The sequence below is a fragment of the Ensifer sp. 38_S197 genome (assembly GCF_056924495.1).
This window is the reverse complement of record NZ_JBXOVZ010000001.1, coordinates 231607-248811: the sequence shown is the minus strand read 5'-3', so window position 1 is coordinate 248811 and position 17205 is coordinate 231607. Positions and strand designations below refer to the sequence as shown.

Here is a 17205-nt window from a genome sequence, read left to right as displayed (position 1 = left end):
GCGGCACGCGCAAATGGCTGGGGCACTTTGGATTAACTTGCTTAGCGGCCGCGCTGGCCGAAGAGGGAAGCTGTCTCGCGGGTCTGTACCCGCAGCATCGCATTCCAGAGCTGAAGAACGAAACGCGGCTGAAACTGGCTCGCAAGCTTGCGCTGCGACAACATGATAAGTCTCCGATAGTCTTGGACGGCATGCATGTAGTGCATCGCGAAGGATCGTGCCAGAGCGCCCGCGCCGGGGCAGACCTGCGCGCCAAGCATATGTGGAACGTGGTAAAAGAGGGGCGAAATACCTGAAGTGAAAAACAAAATGCCGGGATGATTTTCATCATCCCGGCCAGTTGGCTTCACTGGGAGGAGCGTTTTTCTTTGGAGGTTCAGGCCTTCTTGCGGTTTTTCTGTCGATAGACGTCGATGACGACGGCGGCGACGATGATCAGGCCCTTGACGATTTCCTGATAGTAGGCGTCGACGCGCAGGAAGGTGAAACCAGAGGTCATCACGCCGAGGATAATTGTACCGATAACCGTGCCAGTGATCCGGCCCACGCCGCCGGTCAGCGACGTTCCACCGATGACGGTCGCGGCGATCGCGTCCAGTTCGTACATGACACCCATGCCGGCCTGGGCCGTTTGAGCGCGGGCAGCGGTAACGACACCGGCGAGCCCCGCCAGCATGCCGGCAATAGCATAGACCTTGATCAGGTGCGCTTCGACATTGATGCCCGAGACGCGCGCCGCCTGAACGTTGGCGCCGATTGCGTAGGTGAATTTGCCGTAACGGGTGTAGCGCAGTGCGATGTGGAAGATGATCGCGACGACCAGGAAGACGATGACGGGCCAGATGCCAGTGCCGATGAAGTTGAACTGCTCGGTGAGGCCCGAGACCGGTTGTCCCTTGGTGTACCACTTGGAGATGCCGCGTGCGGACACCATCATGCCGAGTGTCGCGATAAAGGGCGGGATCTTCGTGCGGGCGATGAGCTGGCCGTTGATGACGCCGGCGAGCAACCCGATGCCGATCCCAAGGCCGATCGGAACGATCGCAGGCATGTCGGTGAGCGACGGATAGAGGGCCCGTGGCCAGGTCGATGCCTGGGCGACGCTTGCCGAAATCATCGCTGTCATCCCGACGACGGAGCCGGAGGAGAGATCGATGCCGCCGGTGATGATGACCTGGGTCACGCCGACGGCGATGATGCCGATCACCGAGACCTGCAGGATCATGATCGTCAGGCGCTGCGGGTTCATGAGGAAGCTCTGGCCAACGAAGATCCAGCCAAGAACTTCATAGACGAGGGCGATGCCGATCAGCACCAGGAAGATGTTGAATTCGGGCGGCAGGCGGCGCTTTGCGCCTACGAGCGTTGTGCTCGCGCCCTGTGCGGCGACATTGGTATCCATTTTTAATTCCTCCCTTTCGTCGGGTCGCTTCCCGCTCAGCTCGCGGCGAGCTCCATGACCTTGATCTGGGTTGCTTCCGCCCTGTCGAGGAAGCCGGTGACGCGGCCCTCGTGCATGACCATGATACGGTCGCTCATGCCGAGCACCTCTGGCATTTCCGAAGAAATCATGATGACGGCGACGCCGTTTCGCGCCAGCTCCGTCACGAGGCGGTGGATTTCCGCCTTGGCGCCGACGTCGATGCCGCGTGTCGGCTCGTCGAGGATCAGGATGCGGGGATTGGTGAGCAGCCAGCGGCCGATCAGCACCTTCTGCTGGTTGCCGCCGGAGAGATTCTCGATGCGCTCCTGCAGGTTCGGCGTCTTGACACGCAGCTTGCGGCTCATCTCTTCGCAAGCCGCGGTGATCTGCTTTTCGGTGACGAAACCGCCCTTGACGAAACGATCCTGGAGCACGGCGATCTGCATGTTCTCGAGGATGTCTAGGATCAGAAGACAGCCTGTGTCCTTGCGATCCTCGGTCAGGAACGCCATGCGGTTCTTGATCGCCGTGTTCGGGCTGTCGATCGAAAGCGCCTTGCCGTCGATCGCAATCGTACCGGAGCTCGCCGGCGTCACGCCAAAGAGTGTCTCCGCGACGTTGGAGCGGCCGGAGCCGACAAGGCCTGCGATCCCGAGGATTTCCCCGGCGCGGACATCGAAGGAGACATCGCGGAAGACACCGTCGAGCGTCAAATTCTTCACTGACAGTACGACGTCGCCGATCGGCACTTCCTCCTTCGGGAACATCTGGGTGATCTCGCGGCCAACCATCATGCGGATGATGTCGTCGCGGGTGACGTCGCTCGAGGCATGGGTGCCGATGAACTTGCCGTCGCGGAACACCGAGAACTCGTCGGCGATCTCGAAGAGCTCGTTCATCTTGTGGGTGATGTAGACAATACCGATACCCTGTTCGCGCAGGTCGCGGATAATCTCGAACAGGTGGGCGACCTCGCGCTCGGTCAGCGCTGAGGTCGGCTCGTCCATGATCAGTACGTCGGATTCATACGAAACCGCCTTGGCGATTTCGACCATCTGCCGGTTGGCAACGGAGAGATGGCGAACTTCGATCTCCGGATCGATCTTGATCTTCAGGCGATCGAAAAGTCGGGCCGTGATGCGGTTCATCTCGCCGTGGTCGACGAAGCCCAAGCGGTTCTTCGGTTCGCGGCGGATCCAGATGTTTTCGGCCACCGTCATGAACGGCATCAGGTTCAGTTCCTGATGGATCATGGCAATGCCGTTTTCGAGCGCATCGAGCGGCGACTTCAGCCGGATGTCGACGCCTTTCAGGCGAACTTCGCCTTTATCGGGCGTATAGATGCCGGCGAGGATTTTCATCAGCGTGGATTTGCCGGCGCCGTTTTCGCCCATCAGCGCATGGACCGTGCCGCGCTTGAGCTTGAACTCGACGTCGTCGAGGGCGACGACGCCCGGGAATTCCTTGCGGATGCCTTCCGCTGAAAGAAGATATTCGGCCTTGGGCACGGCGCCGCTGGCGCGCACGGCTGCCATCGTTGTCGGACTGAGCGTCATTTCCTTGCCTCCCCCGTCATTTCCGGCCGTTGCCGAAAGTCCTCGTCGCTGGCGGGTCACCAGCCCAATTGTTGCAGGTCACATCCAACGGGACGCAGACATCCGCAGCGGGACTTGCATTTGAACGAGAGCGCGGACGCTTCCGCGCTCTCGATGAAGCCGATCAGTTCTTGGCCTGATACGTGTCGAGGTTTTCCTTGGTCACCAGCTCGAAGGGGATATAGACCTTCTTTTCGACCGCTTCGCCCTTGGCGAGCTTGAGTGCAGCATCGACCGAACCCTTGCCCTGGCCAGCAGCGTTCTGGAACACAGTCACGTCGAGGTCGCCCGCAGCCATTGCCGCGAGTGCGTCCTGCGTCGCGTCGATACCGCCGATGACGACCGAGTCCATCGAGCGGCCGGCGGCCTTCAGCGCCTGGATCGCGCCGATCGCCATTTCGTCGTTGTTCGAAATGACGGCATCGAATTCAACGCCGGCCGAGAGCCAGTTCGTCAGGAGGTCGGAGCCCTGGGTGCGCGACCAGTTGGCGGTCTGCTCCTCGACGATCTCGATACCCTTGCACTGGTCGGTTGCGAGAACGTCGTGGATATCCTTCGTGCGCATGCGAGCGGCCTGGTTGGAGAGCTCACCCATCATGACGACGGCCTTGCCCTTACCGTTGAGCATCTTGCAGATTTCCTGGGTCTGCAGCGTGCCGGATTCCTGTTCGTTTGAAGCGACGAAAGCCTGCTTCTCCGGCAGGGTGTCGACGTTGACCGGCTCGCGGTTGACATAGACGAGCGGAATGCCGGCGTCTGCGGCAATCTTCGACATGGCTGCCGTGGCGTCGGTGTCAACCGGGTTGACGATGATGGCGCTTACACCGGCAGCGATGAAGTTCTGAATCTGGCTCTGCTGCTTCGAGACGTCGTTCTGCGCGTCCTCGATCTGCAGCTCGACGCCGTCGAGGGTCTTTGCGTAGTCGGACATACCGTTGCGCAAGACCGTCAGGAAGTTGTCGTCGAAAAGGGCCATCGATACGCCGATGGTCTCGGCATGCGCAGCCGTCGACATCATTACTGCCAGCGCTGTGCCCAGCACGAATTTCTTCATTGTCTTTCTCCTCCACAATGGTGCCCGGCGACACCTTCTCCTGCCGGGAGCGCAATCCCTTGCCGGATTGCGTTCATTCACCTCGAAAGCGCCACTCCCGTTACGCCTTCAGATAAAACGGAATAAACGAACCAGTAAATTGCGATTACGGAATATGTATTCCATTTTATGGGGTCGCCGTCAAGACCTGTTGCGGCGCCCTCATCGTTTTCCCGTCGCCAGCGACGACAGGTCAGATCCGCGCCCGGATGTGATCCATGCTCTGCTTGATCGCAGCCGCCGGATCAGCAACCTCGTGAACCTCGGCGGCAAACGGCTCGAAGGAAAGCGGACCTGCATAACCTTCAGCACGGAGGCTCCGGATCTGTCCGACATTGTCGAGAAGGTCGTTCTGGTCGACCAGAACTCGATGCGAGTCGCGCAGATCGGAAACAGCAATCCGGCCGTCCGTGACGCCGGAAATATGCACGAGCCCGGTCATCTCAGGATAAGTCGCGGGCTCGCCGGCAAGATGGTGATGGAACGTATCGTGCACCAGCCGGAAGGTCTTCTCGCCTCCGGTCGCCTTGATCGCCTCGACAGCCTCGGTCTTCGAGCGCAACGAGCAGATTTCGAAGCCCAGCGGCTCGACAAGACCGATAATTCCGGCCGATTCGAGTATCGGTTTCAGAGCGGCAAGTGCTTCGCGAAGATTTGCCTGACGCTCGCCGTCCGCTTGGCCGGAGCCGTCGTTGACGGGAACGAGAACGAGGGCCTTGGCGCCGCAGTCGCGCCCAAAAGCGATCAGCTCTTCGGCTTCTTTCTGACGCGCCGAATTCCATTCGTTGAAGCGCTGCAGCGCGTTGATGGAGATGATCGTTATGCCGTTGCTGGCGGCGAGCGCCGCTACATCCTTGGCCGGTGTGCCGTCGAGGATGGCATTACCGGCAAGGTCGTTGCGGATTTCAACGGAGGTGATCCCGAGGGACTTTGCAAGTTCGAAGAAGGCGCCGAGCGGGAGACCGGGCGTCGTCATATGATTGAGGGCGAAGGGCTGGGCTGTCACGGGAATGTCTCCTCCAATGGGGATAGGTCAGGCGCCGTAAATGGAACGTACATTCCATTTACATCGTCGTGGACATTTCACCAACTGCTGGAGAGCAGTCAAAGAGCATCGCGCTCAAACAGCTTGCATTGCTGCAATATTGTCTTTTGTCAATGATATAAATCTATCACGGTTCGCTAGATATTCTCGGGCGTGAAGAGGTCAAAGGGAAGGAATGTTTGCCCTGGGGCGCCCGTCGGACCTTTGTCGACCGCCTGGATCATCAGATTGATCGTTTCGCGTGCCAGGGCCGCGGTTGGGGTCGAAATCGCCAACGTGACGACGTCGTCTCCAAGGGCTGCTCGGGACTCCGGCGTCAGTTCGTTGACCACGGCGATGAGTTTGCCTTCCAGTTTCTCCTCTCGGATAGCCGAGATGGCGCCTTCCATGCCTCCGCCGCAGACGTAGAAGCCGATCAGATCCGGATGGCGTTGCAAAAGGTTCAGCGTTGCTTCGTGCGTGATCTCGGCCGTATCGAGGTTGACCATGGTATCAAGCACTTCGAAATCCGGCGCATGCTCGCGGAAGTAGGAGCGAAACCCGATTTCTCGAAGTTCGTGACCGAGGAAGCGATGGCTGCCGACGAAGGCCGCCACCTTACCGGGACGTTTGGCCGCCTTGGCGATCATCCATGCGGCGGTTCGACCGACCTTGTGGTTGTTGAGCCCGACATAACCTTCACGCACGCCGGCGGCGAAGTCCGAAAGCAGCGAGAAGACGGGAATCCCGCGCTCCTTCAACTCCTCGATCGCGGCCGTGACAGCCGGATAGTCGGGGGCGACGAGCGCAACCGCCTGGTTTCGCGCCGCGGCAGCGCGAAGCTTGTCCGTAATCGCGGTCGGCGTGGAATTTGCGACGAAGTCGATCTGCGCGAAAACACGTGCATTCGACAAGGACAGTGCGGCGTTCTCGATCTCTTTTGCAACCGCCTTGTAGAACGACTGCTCCGGCTTCTGCAGCACGAAGGCAAGCTTGTACTGTGGCAGATCCTCAAAGACACGCTGCCGGATGAGGCCGACTGCGTGATACCCGATGGACTTGGCAGCCTCGTAGACACGGCGCGCCGTTTCCTCCCGCACGGGATGGCGTCCATTCAGGACACGATCGACGGTCGCGACGCTGACACCGGCGGCTCGTGCGAGGTCCGCAATGGTCGGACGGTTGCTCATCGTTTGCTCCTGATAGGTTTGTATCACGAATGAAATGCTGTGAATGACATCATTTGAGAGAATATATCATTGCTGCATTGAGGCTCAGCAAAAGTCAACCTATCGTCATTGCACGACATCGGACGCCCCTGGCCAAGCTGGCCGGATCGCAGGGAGGAGAGCAAATGGCGATGGTTCCAACGAAGCGAGATTACAGTCTCCTCGGGCGTGATGCCCAGGCGGCCGTCGCCAACGGCCTTTCGGCCGCGGAGTGGTATCACACGGAGATCCCGCGCAAGCAGATGAAGGAACTGATGAAGCGTGAGGATGGACCGGCCATTCGCGACACCGCGATCTGGCTCGGTTGCCTCGTTCTCTTCGGCGGGCTCGGCATCGTCTTCTGGGGCACCTGGTGGGCCATTCCGTTCTTCCTCGCCTATGGCGTTCTCTACGGTTCGGCCTCCGACAGTCGCTGGCACGAATGCGGGCATGGCACGGCGTTCAAGACGATGTGGATGAACAACGCCGTCTACCAGATCGCTTGCTTCATGATCATGCGCAATCCCGTCACCTGGCGCTGGAGCCACACGCGCCACCACACGGACACCGTCATCGTCGGGCGCGATCCTGAGATCGCCGTCATGCGGCCGCCGGATCTCCTGCGCCTCGTCTTGAACTTCTTCGGCATTCTCGATGTCTGGCATGCGATTGTGGACATGGTCCGCAACACGCTTGGCATCATCAGTGCCGAGGAAGCGACATTCATTCCGGAAATGGAGCAGCCGAAAACGATCCTTGTTGCCCGCATCTGGGTTGCCATCTACGCGGCAACGATCGCGCTCTCGCTCTACCTCGGCTCGATCCTGCCGCTGATGGTGATCGGTCTGCCGCGGCTCTACGGCGCCTGGCACCATGTGCTGACCGGGCTGCTGCAGCATGGCGGTCTCGCCGATAACGTAACGGACCATCGGCTGAACAGCCGCACGGTCTACATGAACCCGGTGAGCCGCTTCGTCTATTGGAACATGAACTACCATGTGGAGCACCACATGTTCCCGATGGTGCCCTATCACGCGCTGCCGAAGCTTCACGCCATGATCAAGCACGATCTGCCCGCGCCGAACCCGTCGATCCTGCACGGCTATAGCGAGATGATCCCGGCCTTCCTGCGGCAGTTGCGCAACGAGGATTATTTCCTGAAGCGCGAACTGCCGGCGACGGCGAAGCCCTATCGGGAAGAATTTCACAGCGACGCGATCGCGAATGCAGCCGAATAACCAATGAAATCAGGAATTGGAGGAAATCATGAGCGGAAACTGGGTTGAAGTCTGCGCGGCGGACGAAATCGATGAAGAAGACGTCATCCGGTTCGACCACGAAGGTCGCACCTTTGCGGTCTACCGGAGCCCGGACGACGAATATTTCGCGACCGACGGGCTTTGCACGCACGAGCATATCCATCTGGCCGACGGCCTCGTGATGGACGACATCATTGAATGTCCGAAGCACAACGGACGCTTCAACTACAAGACGGGCCAGGCCAAGGGCGCCCCGGTCTGTGTCAACCTGAAGACCTATGCGGTGAAGGTCGAGGCCGGAAGTGTATTCATCGCGATCGCTTGATCGCGGCTTCAACGCGAAAAAGTTCAGCAAGAGCGGGCAGGGAGGTTGAGATGGGTGGAATCGTCATTGTCGGCGCCGGCGAATGCGGCGCGAGGGCCGCCTTTGCCCTGAGGGAGAAGGGCTACGATGGGTCAATCACGCTAATCGGCGCCGAGCCGCATCTTCCCTATGAACGGCCGCCGCTTTCGAAGCATGGCCTCAAGGAACAGGTTCAGCCGAAATATATCGCCGATGCCGAACGCTATGCGACCGCAGGGATCGACGTGCTGACGGACGCCCCGGTCAAAGCCGTTGACCGGGTCGCCAAGCGCGTCGAACTCGTCGACGGCCGCAGCATCCCCTATGATCGGCTCTTGCTGGCGACCGGCGCCCGAGCACGAACGATATCCGGATTCGATGTTGCGTCTCGCCGCGTTCGCACGCTCAGGACCCAGACCGACGCCGAGGAGATCCGGCGCGAACTTCAGCCCGGGCGGAAGCTCGCCATCATCGGAGGTGGATTTATCGGGCTGGAACTGGCGGCAACGGCGCGCCGGCTCGGGGTGGAAGTCGTCCTGATCGAAGGACTACCACGCATCCTTTCGCGGGGCGTACCGGCCGAGATCGCGACCCTCGTCGCAGAGCGGCACCGCGCGGAAGGCGTCGACATACGTTGCGATGCGAAAATCGATCGCATCGATGCGGATGAACGTGGCGTGCGCATCCTGCTTGCGAACGGGCAACCGGTCGACGCTGATTTTCTCGTCGTCGGCATTGGCGCGTTGCCGAATACGGAATTGGCAGAAGCCGCTGGCCTTGTGATTGACAATGGCATTGCGGTGGACGCGACGCTCAGGACTTCGGATCCGGATGTATTCGCAGCCGGCGATTGCTGCTCCTATCCGCTCTGTCACTATGGCGACCGCCGGCTGCGCCTTGAGGCCTGGCGCAATGCGCAGGACCAAGGAACGCTCGTTGCCGGCAATCTGCTGGGAGCGAACGAGGCCATCACCAGCATACCGTGGTTCTGGTCCGACCAATATGACCTGACATTGCAGATTGCCGGACTGGCCGACGGAGCAGTCACAACCGTGCGCCGCAACCTCGCAGAGGGCGCCTTCATCCTTTTCCATCTCGATAACATCGGTCGGCTGCTTGCCGCCTCCGGTATCGGTCCAGGCAACGCTGTCGCGCGCGATATTCGGCTGGCGGAAATGCTGATTGCTGCCGGAAAACGGCCCGATCCTCAGGCACTCGTTTCGCCTGAAACCAAACTCAAGGCCCTGCTTGCCGCTTAGTGCGAGAGCCTTTCGCCACACTCCTATTTGCTCGTTGATACCGGAGACTTCTCATGAAAAGCCGCCGCCCGACCGTTGCCGACCTCCTTTCGATGAAAGGCAAACGCCAACTCACCATGTTGCGGGTGGAGACGCTCGACGAAGCCGAAGCGGCGGAAGCCGCCGGTATCGACCTCGTCTCCGTGCCCCCGGCACTGCTGGGGCCGCAGTTTCGGGAAGTGGCGCCAAGCTGTTTTGCCTTTCCTGGTCTCGAATATGGCGACTATGTTTCGGCGGAAGAATATATCCGAGCGGCATTCAAGGCGCTGAAGGACGGCGGTGATGCCGTCTATTGCGCTGCCGGTCTTTCGACCGTCCGGCGCATGCGGGAGGAGGGCATTCCGGTCTGCGGCCATGTCGGGCTCATCCCCTCCAAGGCCACATGGACCGGCGGGTTCCGGGCGGTTGGCAAGACCGCGGCGAGCGCGCTCGAGATCTGGCGGCAAGTCAAAGCACTCGAGGAAGCTGGAGCGTTCGCCGCCGAGATCGAGGTCGTGCCCGGCGACGTCGCATCGGCGATCAGCGCGCGAACCTCCATGCTGATGCTGTCGATGGGGGCGGGTTCGGGCTGCGACGCCCAATACCTGTTCGCCGATGACGTGCTCGGCAGCAACCGTAGCCACGTGCCGCGTCACGCCAAGACCTATCGCAACTTCGCCGCCGAATATGATCGACTTCAGCGGGAACGGATCGGCGCATTCATCGAATTTGCCGAAGACGTTCGATCCGGCGCTTATCCGGAACAGCGGCATCTCGTTGGCATTGATCAAGCGGAGCTCAAAACGTTCCTGGCCGAACTGGAACGCAATTAGCGCCTGATGGCTTGCGTCGGGGAGGGCGGTTGGTATAGTCCGTCAGCCATCTGAAGCTCCCTCCCACAGCGGATTTTGATTTGAGCGCCCTTCTCCAGGACAGCCTCACCTTTGTTGCCTTGCTGGGCGTCATCTACGCGGCAACGGTGCTGGTCTATTTCATTCTGGGCTATGGCATCACATGGCTCAATGACCGCAACCCCGAACGCCGCATCCAGAAGGGGCGACGCGGCGAGAAGCGCAAAGCTGTCGAAATCCGCCAGAGCATGGCGTCGATCCTTGTCACCTGCACGTCGGTCGCGATCGGTCTCTTCGTCCAGCACCAGGGCTGGACGTTCTTTTCGCCCTGGAATTTCAACTGGTGGACGGCCGTGCCGCTGTTCCTGCTCTGCATGGTGCTTTTCGACGCCTGGTTCTATTTCGCCCACCGGCTGCTGCACACCAAGGCCTTCTACAAGTATCACCTGCTGCATCACCGCAGCGTCGCGCCGACCGTCTGGAGCAACGATTCGATCGGCCTCGTGGATACGGCGCTGTCGCAGGGCTATTACGCCGTCATCACCTTCCTCGTGCCGTTCCCGCCGATCATACTTCTGGCGCATAGGCTCTTCGACCAGGTCAACGGCACCTTCGGCCACGCGGGCTTTGAATATTTCGCCTCACGCACAGCACGCCACCCTTGGCCGATGCTTTGCACGACCTATCACGACCAGCACCACGCCGAGTTCAAATACAACTACGCGAACTATTTCTCGTTCTGGGATCGTGTGATGGGGACGATCGCGCCGAATTATGATCGGCGGGTGGAGGCGCTGGAAGAGGAGGCGCCGGCGCTGAAGCTGCGAAAATCGTCAGCCATCGTGGAACGGCCTGCTGTCGACTAGTTCCGGCCTAATGCCCGATCGTTTTGTGGATGACCGAACAACCGTGCTGCCATGCAACCCTTGCTATAACGCCTAGTCGGCGGCGTGTCATGGTCCAAGCAAGGAAACCGGCGACTTGATGGAAGGCCACGAACGTTATGCCATAAGCCCACTAACAACCGTATCGAGAGCCTCTTTCACATTGATCCGAAATTCTTTTGCATCCGTGCTTCGGCATGTGGTCAAGATCGACGTGTATTTGGCAAAGGGTGTCACGGACACGACGTGATCGGGATTCACGTACACGGGAGCGTTGTTGTCTCCGACCAAGGTGAATTTTACCAATCTCATCTCTTGTCCTCGTCTGCCGCATAAGTTCCCGGTGCTCACGAAATTCAGCATAATTCCTCGCTGATGTCGTAACCACCGCTTCGAAGTAACAACCAAGCGACAAATTGCAAGCGATCTTGCCTAGCTCATCGTTCGGGACCGCTGGATAAAGCTGTCCGGCCGGAGATTGTATCGCCCATAGCGCACCGAAGGACGTTATAAAAAATCCTTGCTTGCACGCATCTGGTTGCTTCTTGTCGACTTTCTTGCAATGGGTTCGCCCGAAAAACGCTCACTACCGTTTGATTGGAGCATGATGAAAGAGGTCGACCGATGCGAGATTAATGTCGAGCTCGCGGGAGCTGCGAACCGTTACGCTGATCGGCCAATCACCGTTTCGATCAACGATCCCGATCATCGACTTGGACGCCGCCCACAACTTCTTTTCAAGAGACGCGATCGGACGCCAGCCGCAGTCCTTCGCTCATTCCTGATTGATCGGACGGGTCGCGGACGCTTCTACGGTTGGACCCCGGTGCAATTGCACGCAATCGCTTTGGCGGCCGATCCAGAAACCGCGAACGACGCGGCTAAAATCGAGCCGCAGGTCAGGCTTCGGCGCTTGTCTCTTATCGAGGTCGCCGCCCTGATCGCCTGCCGACGGACCCTGGCCTTCCTCCAAATCATTCGCCTATTCCTCGCAGGTAATAAGAAGGGCGCAGCGTTTCGGTTCGTTCGCCAATGTGATGCGCTTTCCGCGCCGGACTACAGCGAGTGGATAGAAGCGCAAGCGCATGCGGAGAAGGGGGAGGCTCGGAACGATGTGCAAGTCTCCCGAAGTAGACTGCGGGTGCTTATTTCAATTCAGGGCAGTGACCCGGCAGCTGTCGCAGAAACCAGAGATTCGTTGAACGCTCAGTCTTGGCGATGTTATCAGGAGGCCACTTCGGGTGGTGTCGCGAAACTGCTTGAACTTAATAAGGCGGCCAATGACGCCCTTTGGATTCGGCTCCCGGCTGGTATGCGCCTAGCTGAGCGTGCACTGGAAAGGCTCGTGGAGCCGTTCGCTTTTTCAGAAGATGTCGCACTCTGTTATTGTGACGAAGACCGTATCAACGTTCGAGGCGAACGCTTTGCCCCTTTCTTCAAGCCCGCTTGGAACGCGCCACTCGTTCGCTCGGGTTGGCTTCCATTGGAAGGAGCGGTTTTTCGCCTAGGCCGCATTCCCAGAAGCGTTGCTGTGGAAAGTGCCTCGACCGCGGACATTGCGCTGGCGGTGGCGCAGGCGCGAGCAGGTAAGCTTCTGCATTTGCCACGAGTCCTTTTGCACCGTGGGCCATCGTGCGGTTCACCCACGATCCAGGCTGAAGTTGCTCAGCCGAAACGCGAATGCCCGGCAGTCAGCGTCATCATTCCAACGCGCGACAGGTCCGACTTACTTGAGGCCTGTCTCAAAGGTCTCTTTGAAAATACCGCCCGAGCGGATCTTGACGTTGTCGTTATCGACAATGAAAGCTCCGAACCAGCGACGCTGGCCTTGTTTTCACGATACGAGAAATCCGGACTTATCCGTCGAATACCTCTTCCGGGAACTTTCAACTTCTCCCGTGCCTGCAACATCGGCGTCGATGTCGCTCGACACGATCTTATCCTGTTGTTGAACAATGATGTTGAACCTATTGATTATCATTGGTTAGAGTACTTAGCAGGTGAGCTCGATGATCCGGCGGTCGGCGCCGTCGGCAATTTGCTTTTGTTTCCTGATGGCTTCGTTCAGCATGGCGGTGTAACGCTGGGCGCTGGTACGGTCGCTCGACATAGCTTTCACTTTATCGACCCGAAGAGTGACGGCGACAGGGGCCTGCTCAGGCAACGTCGTGATATGTCGGCCGTAACTGCGGCCTGTCTGCTGACGCGCAAGGACTTGTGGCGCCGCTTGGGCGGCATGGATGAGAAAAAGCTGACCGTCGCTTTTAATGATGTGGATTATTGTCTGAAGCTACGGGAAGCGGGTTTTCGCATTGTCTGGACGCCGGCGGCAGCGATGTTGCATAGAGAGAGCGTCTCGCGTGGCGCTGACGACACATCACAAAAGCTTGAGCGCTTTGCGCGAGAGGAGCGAACAATGTATGAGCGCTGGAGCGATACTTTGAAAGCCGATCCGTACTATAATCCGAATCTTTCGCTCATTGCCGAAGAATTCGTCCTTGAAGCGCGTCCGCGAGATCTTGCGCCGAGGTCAAGCGGTTGAGCCCTACGCGCGAGCGGCTGGCCCGCTGGATTGAGCGACGATTGCCTCGGCCGCGGTTGCGGGAGGGAGCCACCGGCGGTCCGAGACGGCCGGTGAAGCGGATCATTGTTTTTGGCCGAATACCGAACCCAACCTTCGACTACTATCTAGCAGCGCGCCTTACGGCACCCGACATGCCACCGTATGAGGTGGCGGATATCCGCGGCCATGAAACACCGGCTCTGGACGCCGAAGGAGCCTTCGTCATCCTATGCCGCTATGCGTCTCCACTCGTCCTTCGCTGGATCGAGAGCAATGCGGAGCGTCTCTCCGGCGTCGGCCTGTTCATCGACGACGACATTCCTGCCGTCGTGACGGGGAAGGACGCAGATTTTCTTTATCGTCTATTTCTCTGGTACCGCGCTCTTTCTCCATTGCGTCGCCTGAACCGGCATCTGGATATCGTGTGGGCCTCTACCTCGCACCTAGCGTCCAGATTGCCTGAGGCGAAAGCGGTGGTATTGCCACCGGCGCCGCCGAAGGCCCTTTGGTCGCGCACGAGAGACGATGGCAATGCACGTCGCCCAGCCGACCTTGAGGTCTTGATCGGATATCACGCGACAGGCGTCCATCTGGAGGAGCATCGGTTCCTTCGGCCGATTATCGCGGAGGTTCTGCGTGAGCGTCCGCTAGTTCGGTTTGAGGTATTTGCAGATCGGCGTGCCAGAGCGATCTGGCAAGGCCTCGATCGTGTGCAAATCCGTGAGCCGATGCCGTGGATGGAATATCTCGCCGACGCGGACGACCGGCGAATTGACATCATGCTCGTTCCGTTGGCTCCGTCGCGTGTAAATGATAGTCGCGCACCGACGAAGCGCATTGACGTGGCGCGATACCACGCGGCGGGGGTTTTCTCTCAGGGTGCGGCGTATGGCCACGATTCGAGTGGCGCCGAAATGCGGCACCCCTATGATCCAACCAGTTGGCGCGAAGCCATCTTTCTGCTCGTCGATGATGTTGAAGAGCGCGACAATGCTGCGAGTGCGACTCGTATGGCCGTCTTGCAAATGACCTTGGCAGCAGATACGGGATTTGAGGCCCTTAAGGCTTGATGAGAAACTTGGTCAATCATTCGAGTTGATTGCGTCTTTGAACGTTAGAACTGCGGGTACTTTCCGGATGACTTCTAAGATAGTGTTGCTTCGTGCCAAACGCTTCAGTGACGAACGGGGATGGTTCTCTGAAGTCTACAACGAGAAGGTTTTTTCGGGGTTTGGTATTGAGGATCGCTTCGTTCAGGACAACCATTCGCTCTCGGTTCCTGTGGGGACTTTGAGAGGGCTGCATTTCCAAACCCCACCTTTCGAACAAGCCAAACTCGTACGGTGCATCCGCGGTCGGATTTTCGATGTCGCTGTCGACATACGTCGCGCGTCGCCGACGTTTGGGTGTTGGGTCGGTGCCGAGCTTTCAGCGGAGAACGGGAACCAACTCTACGTCCCAGTTGGTTTTGCGCATGGTTTCGTGACGCTCGAACCCTCGACAGAAGTGACCTACAAGGTGTCCAATCTTTACTCTCCAGAGAACGATAGCGGCATCCTCTGGAATGATCCACAGATCGGGATCGAATGGCCTCTGCCTGTCGGGATTGAGCCCATTTTGAGCCCCAAGGATGGGCATCAGCGGAGGTTGCGTGATTTTGACAGCCCCTTCGTCTACGACGGGTTGCCGCTCGAACTGGTGGAACGGTAGATTTCAGAAGGAATAGCCATGCGAATTCTCGTTACGGGCGGTGCAGGTTTCATCGGATCTGCGCTGATTCGGCACCTCATTGAGAATACCGAGCACGAAGTCTTGAACTTCGACAAACTGACCTATGCTGGTACGCTCACATCTTTGGCCTCCGTTGCGTCGTCGCCACGATATCACTTTAGGCGGGGAGATATCTGTGACGAAGGCGCAGTCGTTGCAACTGTCGCTGATTTTCAGCCAGATGTGATTACCCACCTAGCCGCAGAATCGCATGTCGACCGGTCGATTGACGGTCCGAGCGCCTTCATACAGACGAATGTGGTCGGTACCTATACCATGCTATCGGCGGCGCTGGACCACTGGCGCAAGCTTCCGATAGGCCTCGCGCAGAGCTTCCGGTTCCATCATATCTCGACCGACGAAGTATTTGGTTCGCTCGGTGAAACGGGCTACTTCACCGAAAGAACTCCTTACGACCCTCGTTCACCCTATTCGGCGTCCAAGGCCGGCTCGGATCATCTCGTCTCCGCCTGGGGACACACATTTGGTCTGCCCGTTCTGGTTACTAATTGCTCGAACAACTATGGACCCTACCATTTTCCTGAGAAACTCATCCCTTTGATGATTGTGAAGGCGCTCGCTGGCGAGCCACTCCCCGTCTATGGTAATGGCACGAACGTCCGTGACTGGCTGTATGTGGAAGACCATGTTCGCGCGCTGCAATGCGTGTTTGAAAATGGCGTTCCTGGCCAGAATTACAACATTGGCGGCAACTCGGAACGTCGGAACATCGATGTCGTGAAAACTGTTTGCGAAATTCTGGATCGCTTGCACCCGCGCGACAATGGGCAATCCTATGCCGACCAAATTACCTATGTTACCGATCGCCCCGGACACGACCAAAGATATGCGATCGATGCAGCGAAAATTGGCAGAGAGCTCGGTTGGCGACCGGTTGAAAGCTTCGAGAGCGGGATCGAGAAGACCGTCGCCTGGTACTTGAGCAACCGGAACTGGTGGGCCGAAATTCTTGACCGCGATCAAGCTGCCCGACGACGAGGCTTGGGTGCGTGAAGATGCGGCGGATTTTGCTTACAGGCGGCACGGGGCAGGTGGGGACCGAGCTCCTCCGCTGCCAATGGCCCAGCGATATAGAGCTGATTGCGCCCAGCCGTCACGAATTAAACCTCATGGATTGCAGCGCTTTGTTGCGTTATGTCACCGATGGCGGGTTTATCGCGGTTGTCAATGCGGGAGCCTATACCGCGGTCGATAGGGCAGAAAGCGATGTTGTAACTGCATGGAAGACCAATGCGTTGGCACCTGCAGCACTCGCGTCGGCCACGCGGTCCGTAGGAATCCCGATCATTCACCTTTCTACGGACTATGTATTCGACGGCTCGAAAGGCAAGCCCTACACTGAGGATGATCCAGTTGCGCCCATTGGGGTTTACGGCGCTTCTAAGGAAGCAGGAGAGCAGGCCGTGCGTACCGGTAACCCTACGCATATCATTCTGAGGACTGCGTGGGTCTTCAGTCCCTGGGGCACAAACTTCGCAAAGACAATGTTGCGCCTGGGCAGCGAGAGGGAGCTTGTCAGGGTTGTTGACGACCAGTTCGGTTGTCCTACTGCGGCATCGGATATCGCTTCTACTGTCCGCTTGATTGCACTCCGACTGATCGAGGACCCGCAGGCACCTTTGGGAACGTATCATTTCGTAAACGAAGGTGAGGCCTCCTGGTACGAGTTCGCACGCGAGATTTTCTCCAGACAGCAACTCAGTGGTGTGAAGGTTCCAAGAGTCGAAGCAATCGCCACGGCGGATTATCCGACGCTAGCGAGACGCCCGAAGAACTCCAGGCTCTCGACAGCCAAACTGGCTCGGGACTACTCGGTACGGCCACGCGACTGGCGAGCAGCCTTAGAGGGCGTTCAGGAAATCCTCTCGTCCGGCCAACATTCGTAAGGAAATCC

16 protein-coding genes are annotated in these 17205 nt (G+C 58.7%); 10 read left to right on the top strand and 6 right to left on the bottom strand.

Annotated elements, in window-relative coordinates; all coding sequences use genetic code 11:
* Positions 1-41 precede the first annotated feature (41 nt).
* From AC1Z3V_RS00945 to AC1Z3V_RS00920, 6 genes are all read right to left on the bottom strand, one after another.
* Positions 42-164: a hypothetical protein gene (locus AC1Z3V_RS00945; protein ID WP_268802306.1), complete on the bottom strand. Its 123-nt coding sequence runs from the start codon at positions 162-164 to the stop codon at positions 42-44.
* Positions 165-376: 212 nt separating this feature from the next.
* A complete protein-coding gene (locus tag AC1Z3V_RS00940) occupies positions 377-1402 on the bottom strand; it encodes an ABC transporter permease (RefSeq protein ID WP_483496697.1) in 1026 nt (341 codons plus the stop codon).
* 35 nt (positions 1403-1437) lie between these two features.
* The gene (locus tag AC1Z3V_RS00935) at positions 1438-2979 is read right to left on the bottom strand and encodes a sugar ABC transporter ATP-binding protein (protein ID WP_483496696.1); all 1542 of its coding nucleotides are present in this window, start codon (positions 2977-2979) and stop codon (positions 1438-1440) included.
* Positions 2980-3142: 163 nt separating this feature from the next.
* The gene (locus AC1Z3V_RS00930; RefSeq protein WP_483496694.1) at positions 3143-4072 is read right to left on the bottom strand and encodes a sugar ABC transporter substrate-binding protein; all 930 of its coding nucleotides are present in this window, start codon (positions 4070-4072) and stop codon (positions 3143-3145) included.
* A 232-nt stretch (positions 4073-4304) separates the two neighbouring features.
* Positions 4305-5117, bottom strand: coding sequence for a TIM barrel protein (locus AC1Z3V_RS00925; protein WP_483496692.1), 813 nt, complete (start codon positions 5115-5117; stop codon positions 4305-4307).
* A 176-nt stretch (positions 5118-5293) separates the two neighbouring features.
* On the bottom strand, positions 5294-6325 hold the full coding sequence (locus tag AC1Z3V_RS00920) for a LacI family DNA-binding transcriptional regulator (protein WP_483496690.1): 1032 nt from the start codon (positions 6323-6325) through the stop codon (positions 5294-5296).
* A gap of 164 nt (positions 6326-6489) precedes the next feature.
* On the opposite strand from AC1Z3V_RS00920, the gene AC1Z3V_RS00915 reads away from it, so the two are divergent.
* The 10 genes from AC1Z3V_RS00915 (at position 6490) to rfbD (ending at position 17197) form a co-directional block, all read left to right on the top strand.
* Positions 6490-7581: a fatty acid desaturase family protein gene (locus tag AC1Z3V_RS00915; RefSeq protein ID WP_483496689.1), complete on the top strand. Its 1092-nt coding sequence runs from the start codon at positions 6490-6492 to the stop codon at positions 7579-7581.
* Between the two features lie 28 nt (positions 7582-7609).
* Positions 7610-7927 carry a MocE family 2Fe-2S type ferredoxin gene (locus AC1Z3V_RS00910; protein ID WP_483496688.1) on the top strand — a complete coding sequence of 106 codons (318 nt, stop codon included), beginning with the start codon at positions 7610-7612 and terminating at the stop codon, positions 7925-7927.
* Positions 7928-7977: 50 nt separating this feature from the next.
* Complete coding sequence (locus tag AC1Z3V_RS00905; protein WP_483496687.1) at positions 7978-9204, top strand: NAD(P)/FAD-dependent oxidoreductase; 1227 nt, start codon at positions 7978-7980, stop codon at positions 9202-9204.
* A gap of 53 nt (positions 9205-9257) precedes the next feature.
* On the top strand, positions 9258-10055 hold the full coding sequence (locus AC1Z3V_RS00900; RefSeq protein ID WP_483496686.1) for a 3-methyl-2-oxobutanoate hydroxymethyltransferase: 798 nt from the start codon (positions 9258-9260) through the stop codon (positions 10053-10055).
* A gap of 80 nt (positions 10056-10135) precedes the next feature.
* Complete coding sequence (locus AC1Z3V_RS00895; protein ID WP_483496684.1) at positions 10136-10939, top strand: sterol desaturase family protein; 804 nt, start codon at positions 10136-10138, stop codon at positions 10937-10939.
* A gap of 538 nt (positions 10940-11477) precedes the next feature.
* Positions 11478-13499 carry a glycosyltransferase family 2 protein gene (locus AC1Z3V_RS00890; protein ID WP_483496683.1) on the top strand — a complete coding sequence of 674 codons (2022 nt, stop codon included), beginning with the start codon at positions 11478-11480 and terminating at the stop codon, positions 13497-13499.
* A gap of 92 nt (positions 13500-13591) precedes the next feature.
* Positions 13592-14590 (top strand): glycosyltransferase family protein, encoded by a 999-nt coding sequence (locus AC1Z3V_RS00885; RefSeq protein WP_483496681.1) that lies wholly within the window; start codon positions 13592-13594, stop codon positions 14588-14590.
* Positions 14591-14657: 67 nt separating this feature from the next.
* Positions 14658-15230: a dTDP-4-dehydrorhamnose 3,5-epimerase gene (rfbC, locus tag AC1Z3V_RS00880; RefSeq protein ID WP_483496679.1), complete on the top strand. Its 573-nt coding sequence runs from the start codon at positions 14658-14660 to the stop codon at positions 15228-15230.
* Positions 15231-15248: 18 nt separating this feature from the next.
* Positions 15249-16304, top strand: coding sequence for a dTDP-glucose 4,6-dehydratase (gene rfbB / locus AC1Z3V_RS00875; protein ID WP_483496678.1), 1056 nt, complete (start codon positions 15249-15251; stop codon positions 16302-16304).
* A 2-nt stretch (positions 16305-16306) separates the two neighbouring features.
* Positions 16307-17197 (top strand): dTDP-4-dehydrorhamnose reductase, encoded by an 891-nt coding sequence (rfbD, locus tag AC1Z3V_RS00870; protein ID WP_483499497.1) that lies wholly within the window; start codon positions 16307-16309, stop codon positions 17195-17197.
* The last annotated feature ends 8 nt before the right edge of the window (positions 17198-17205 follow it).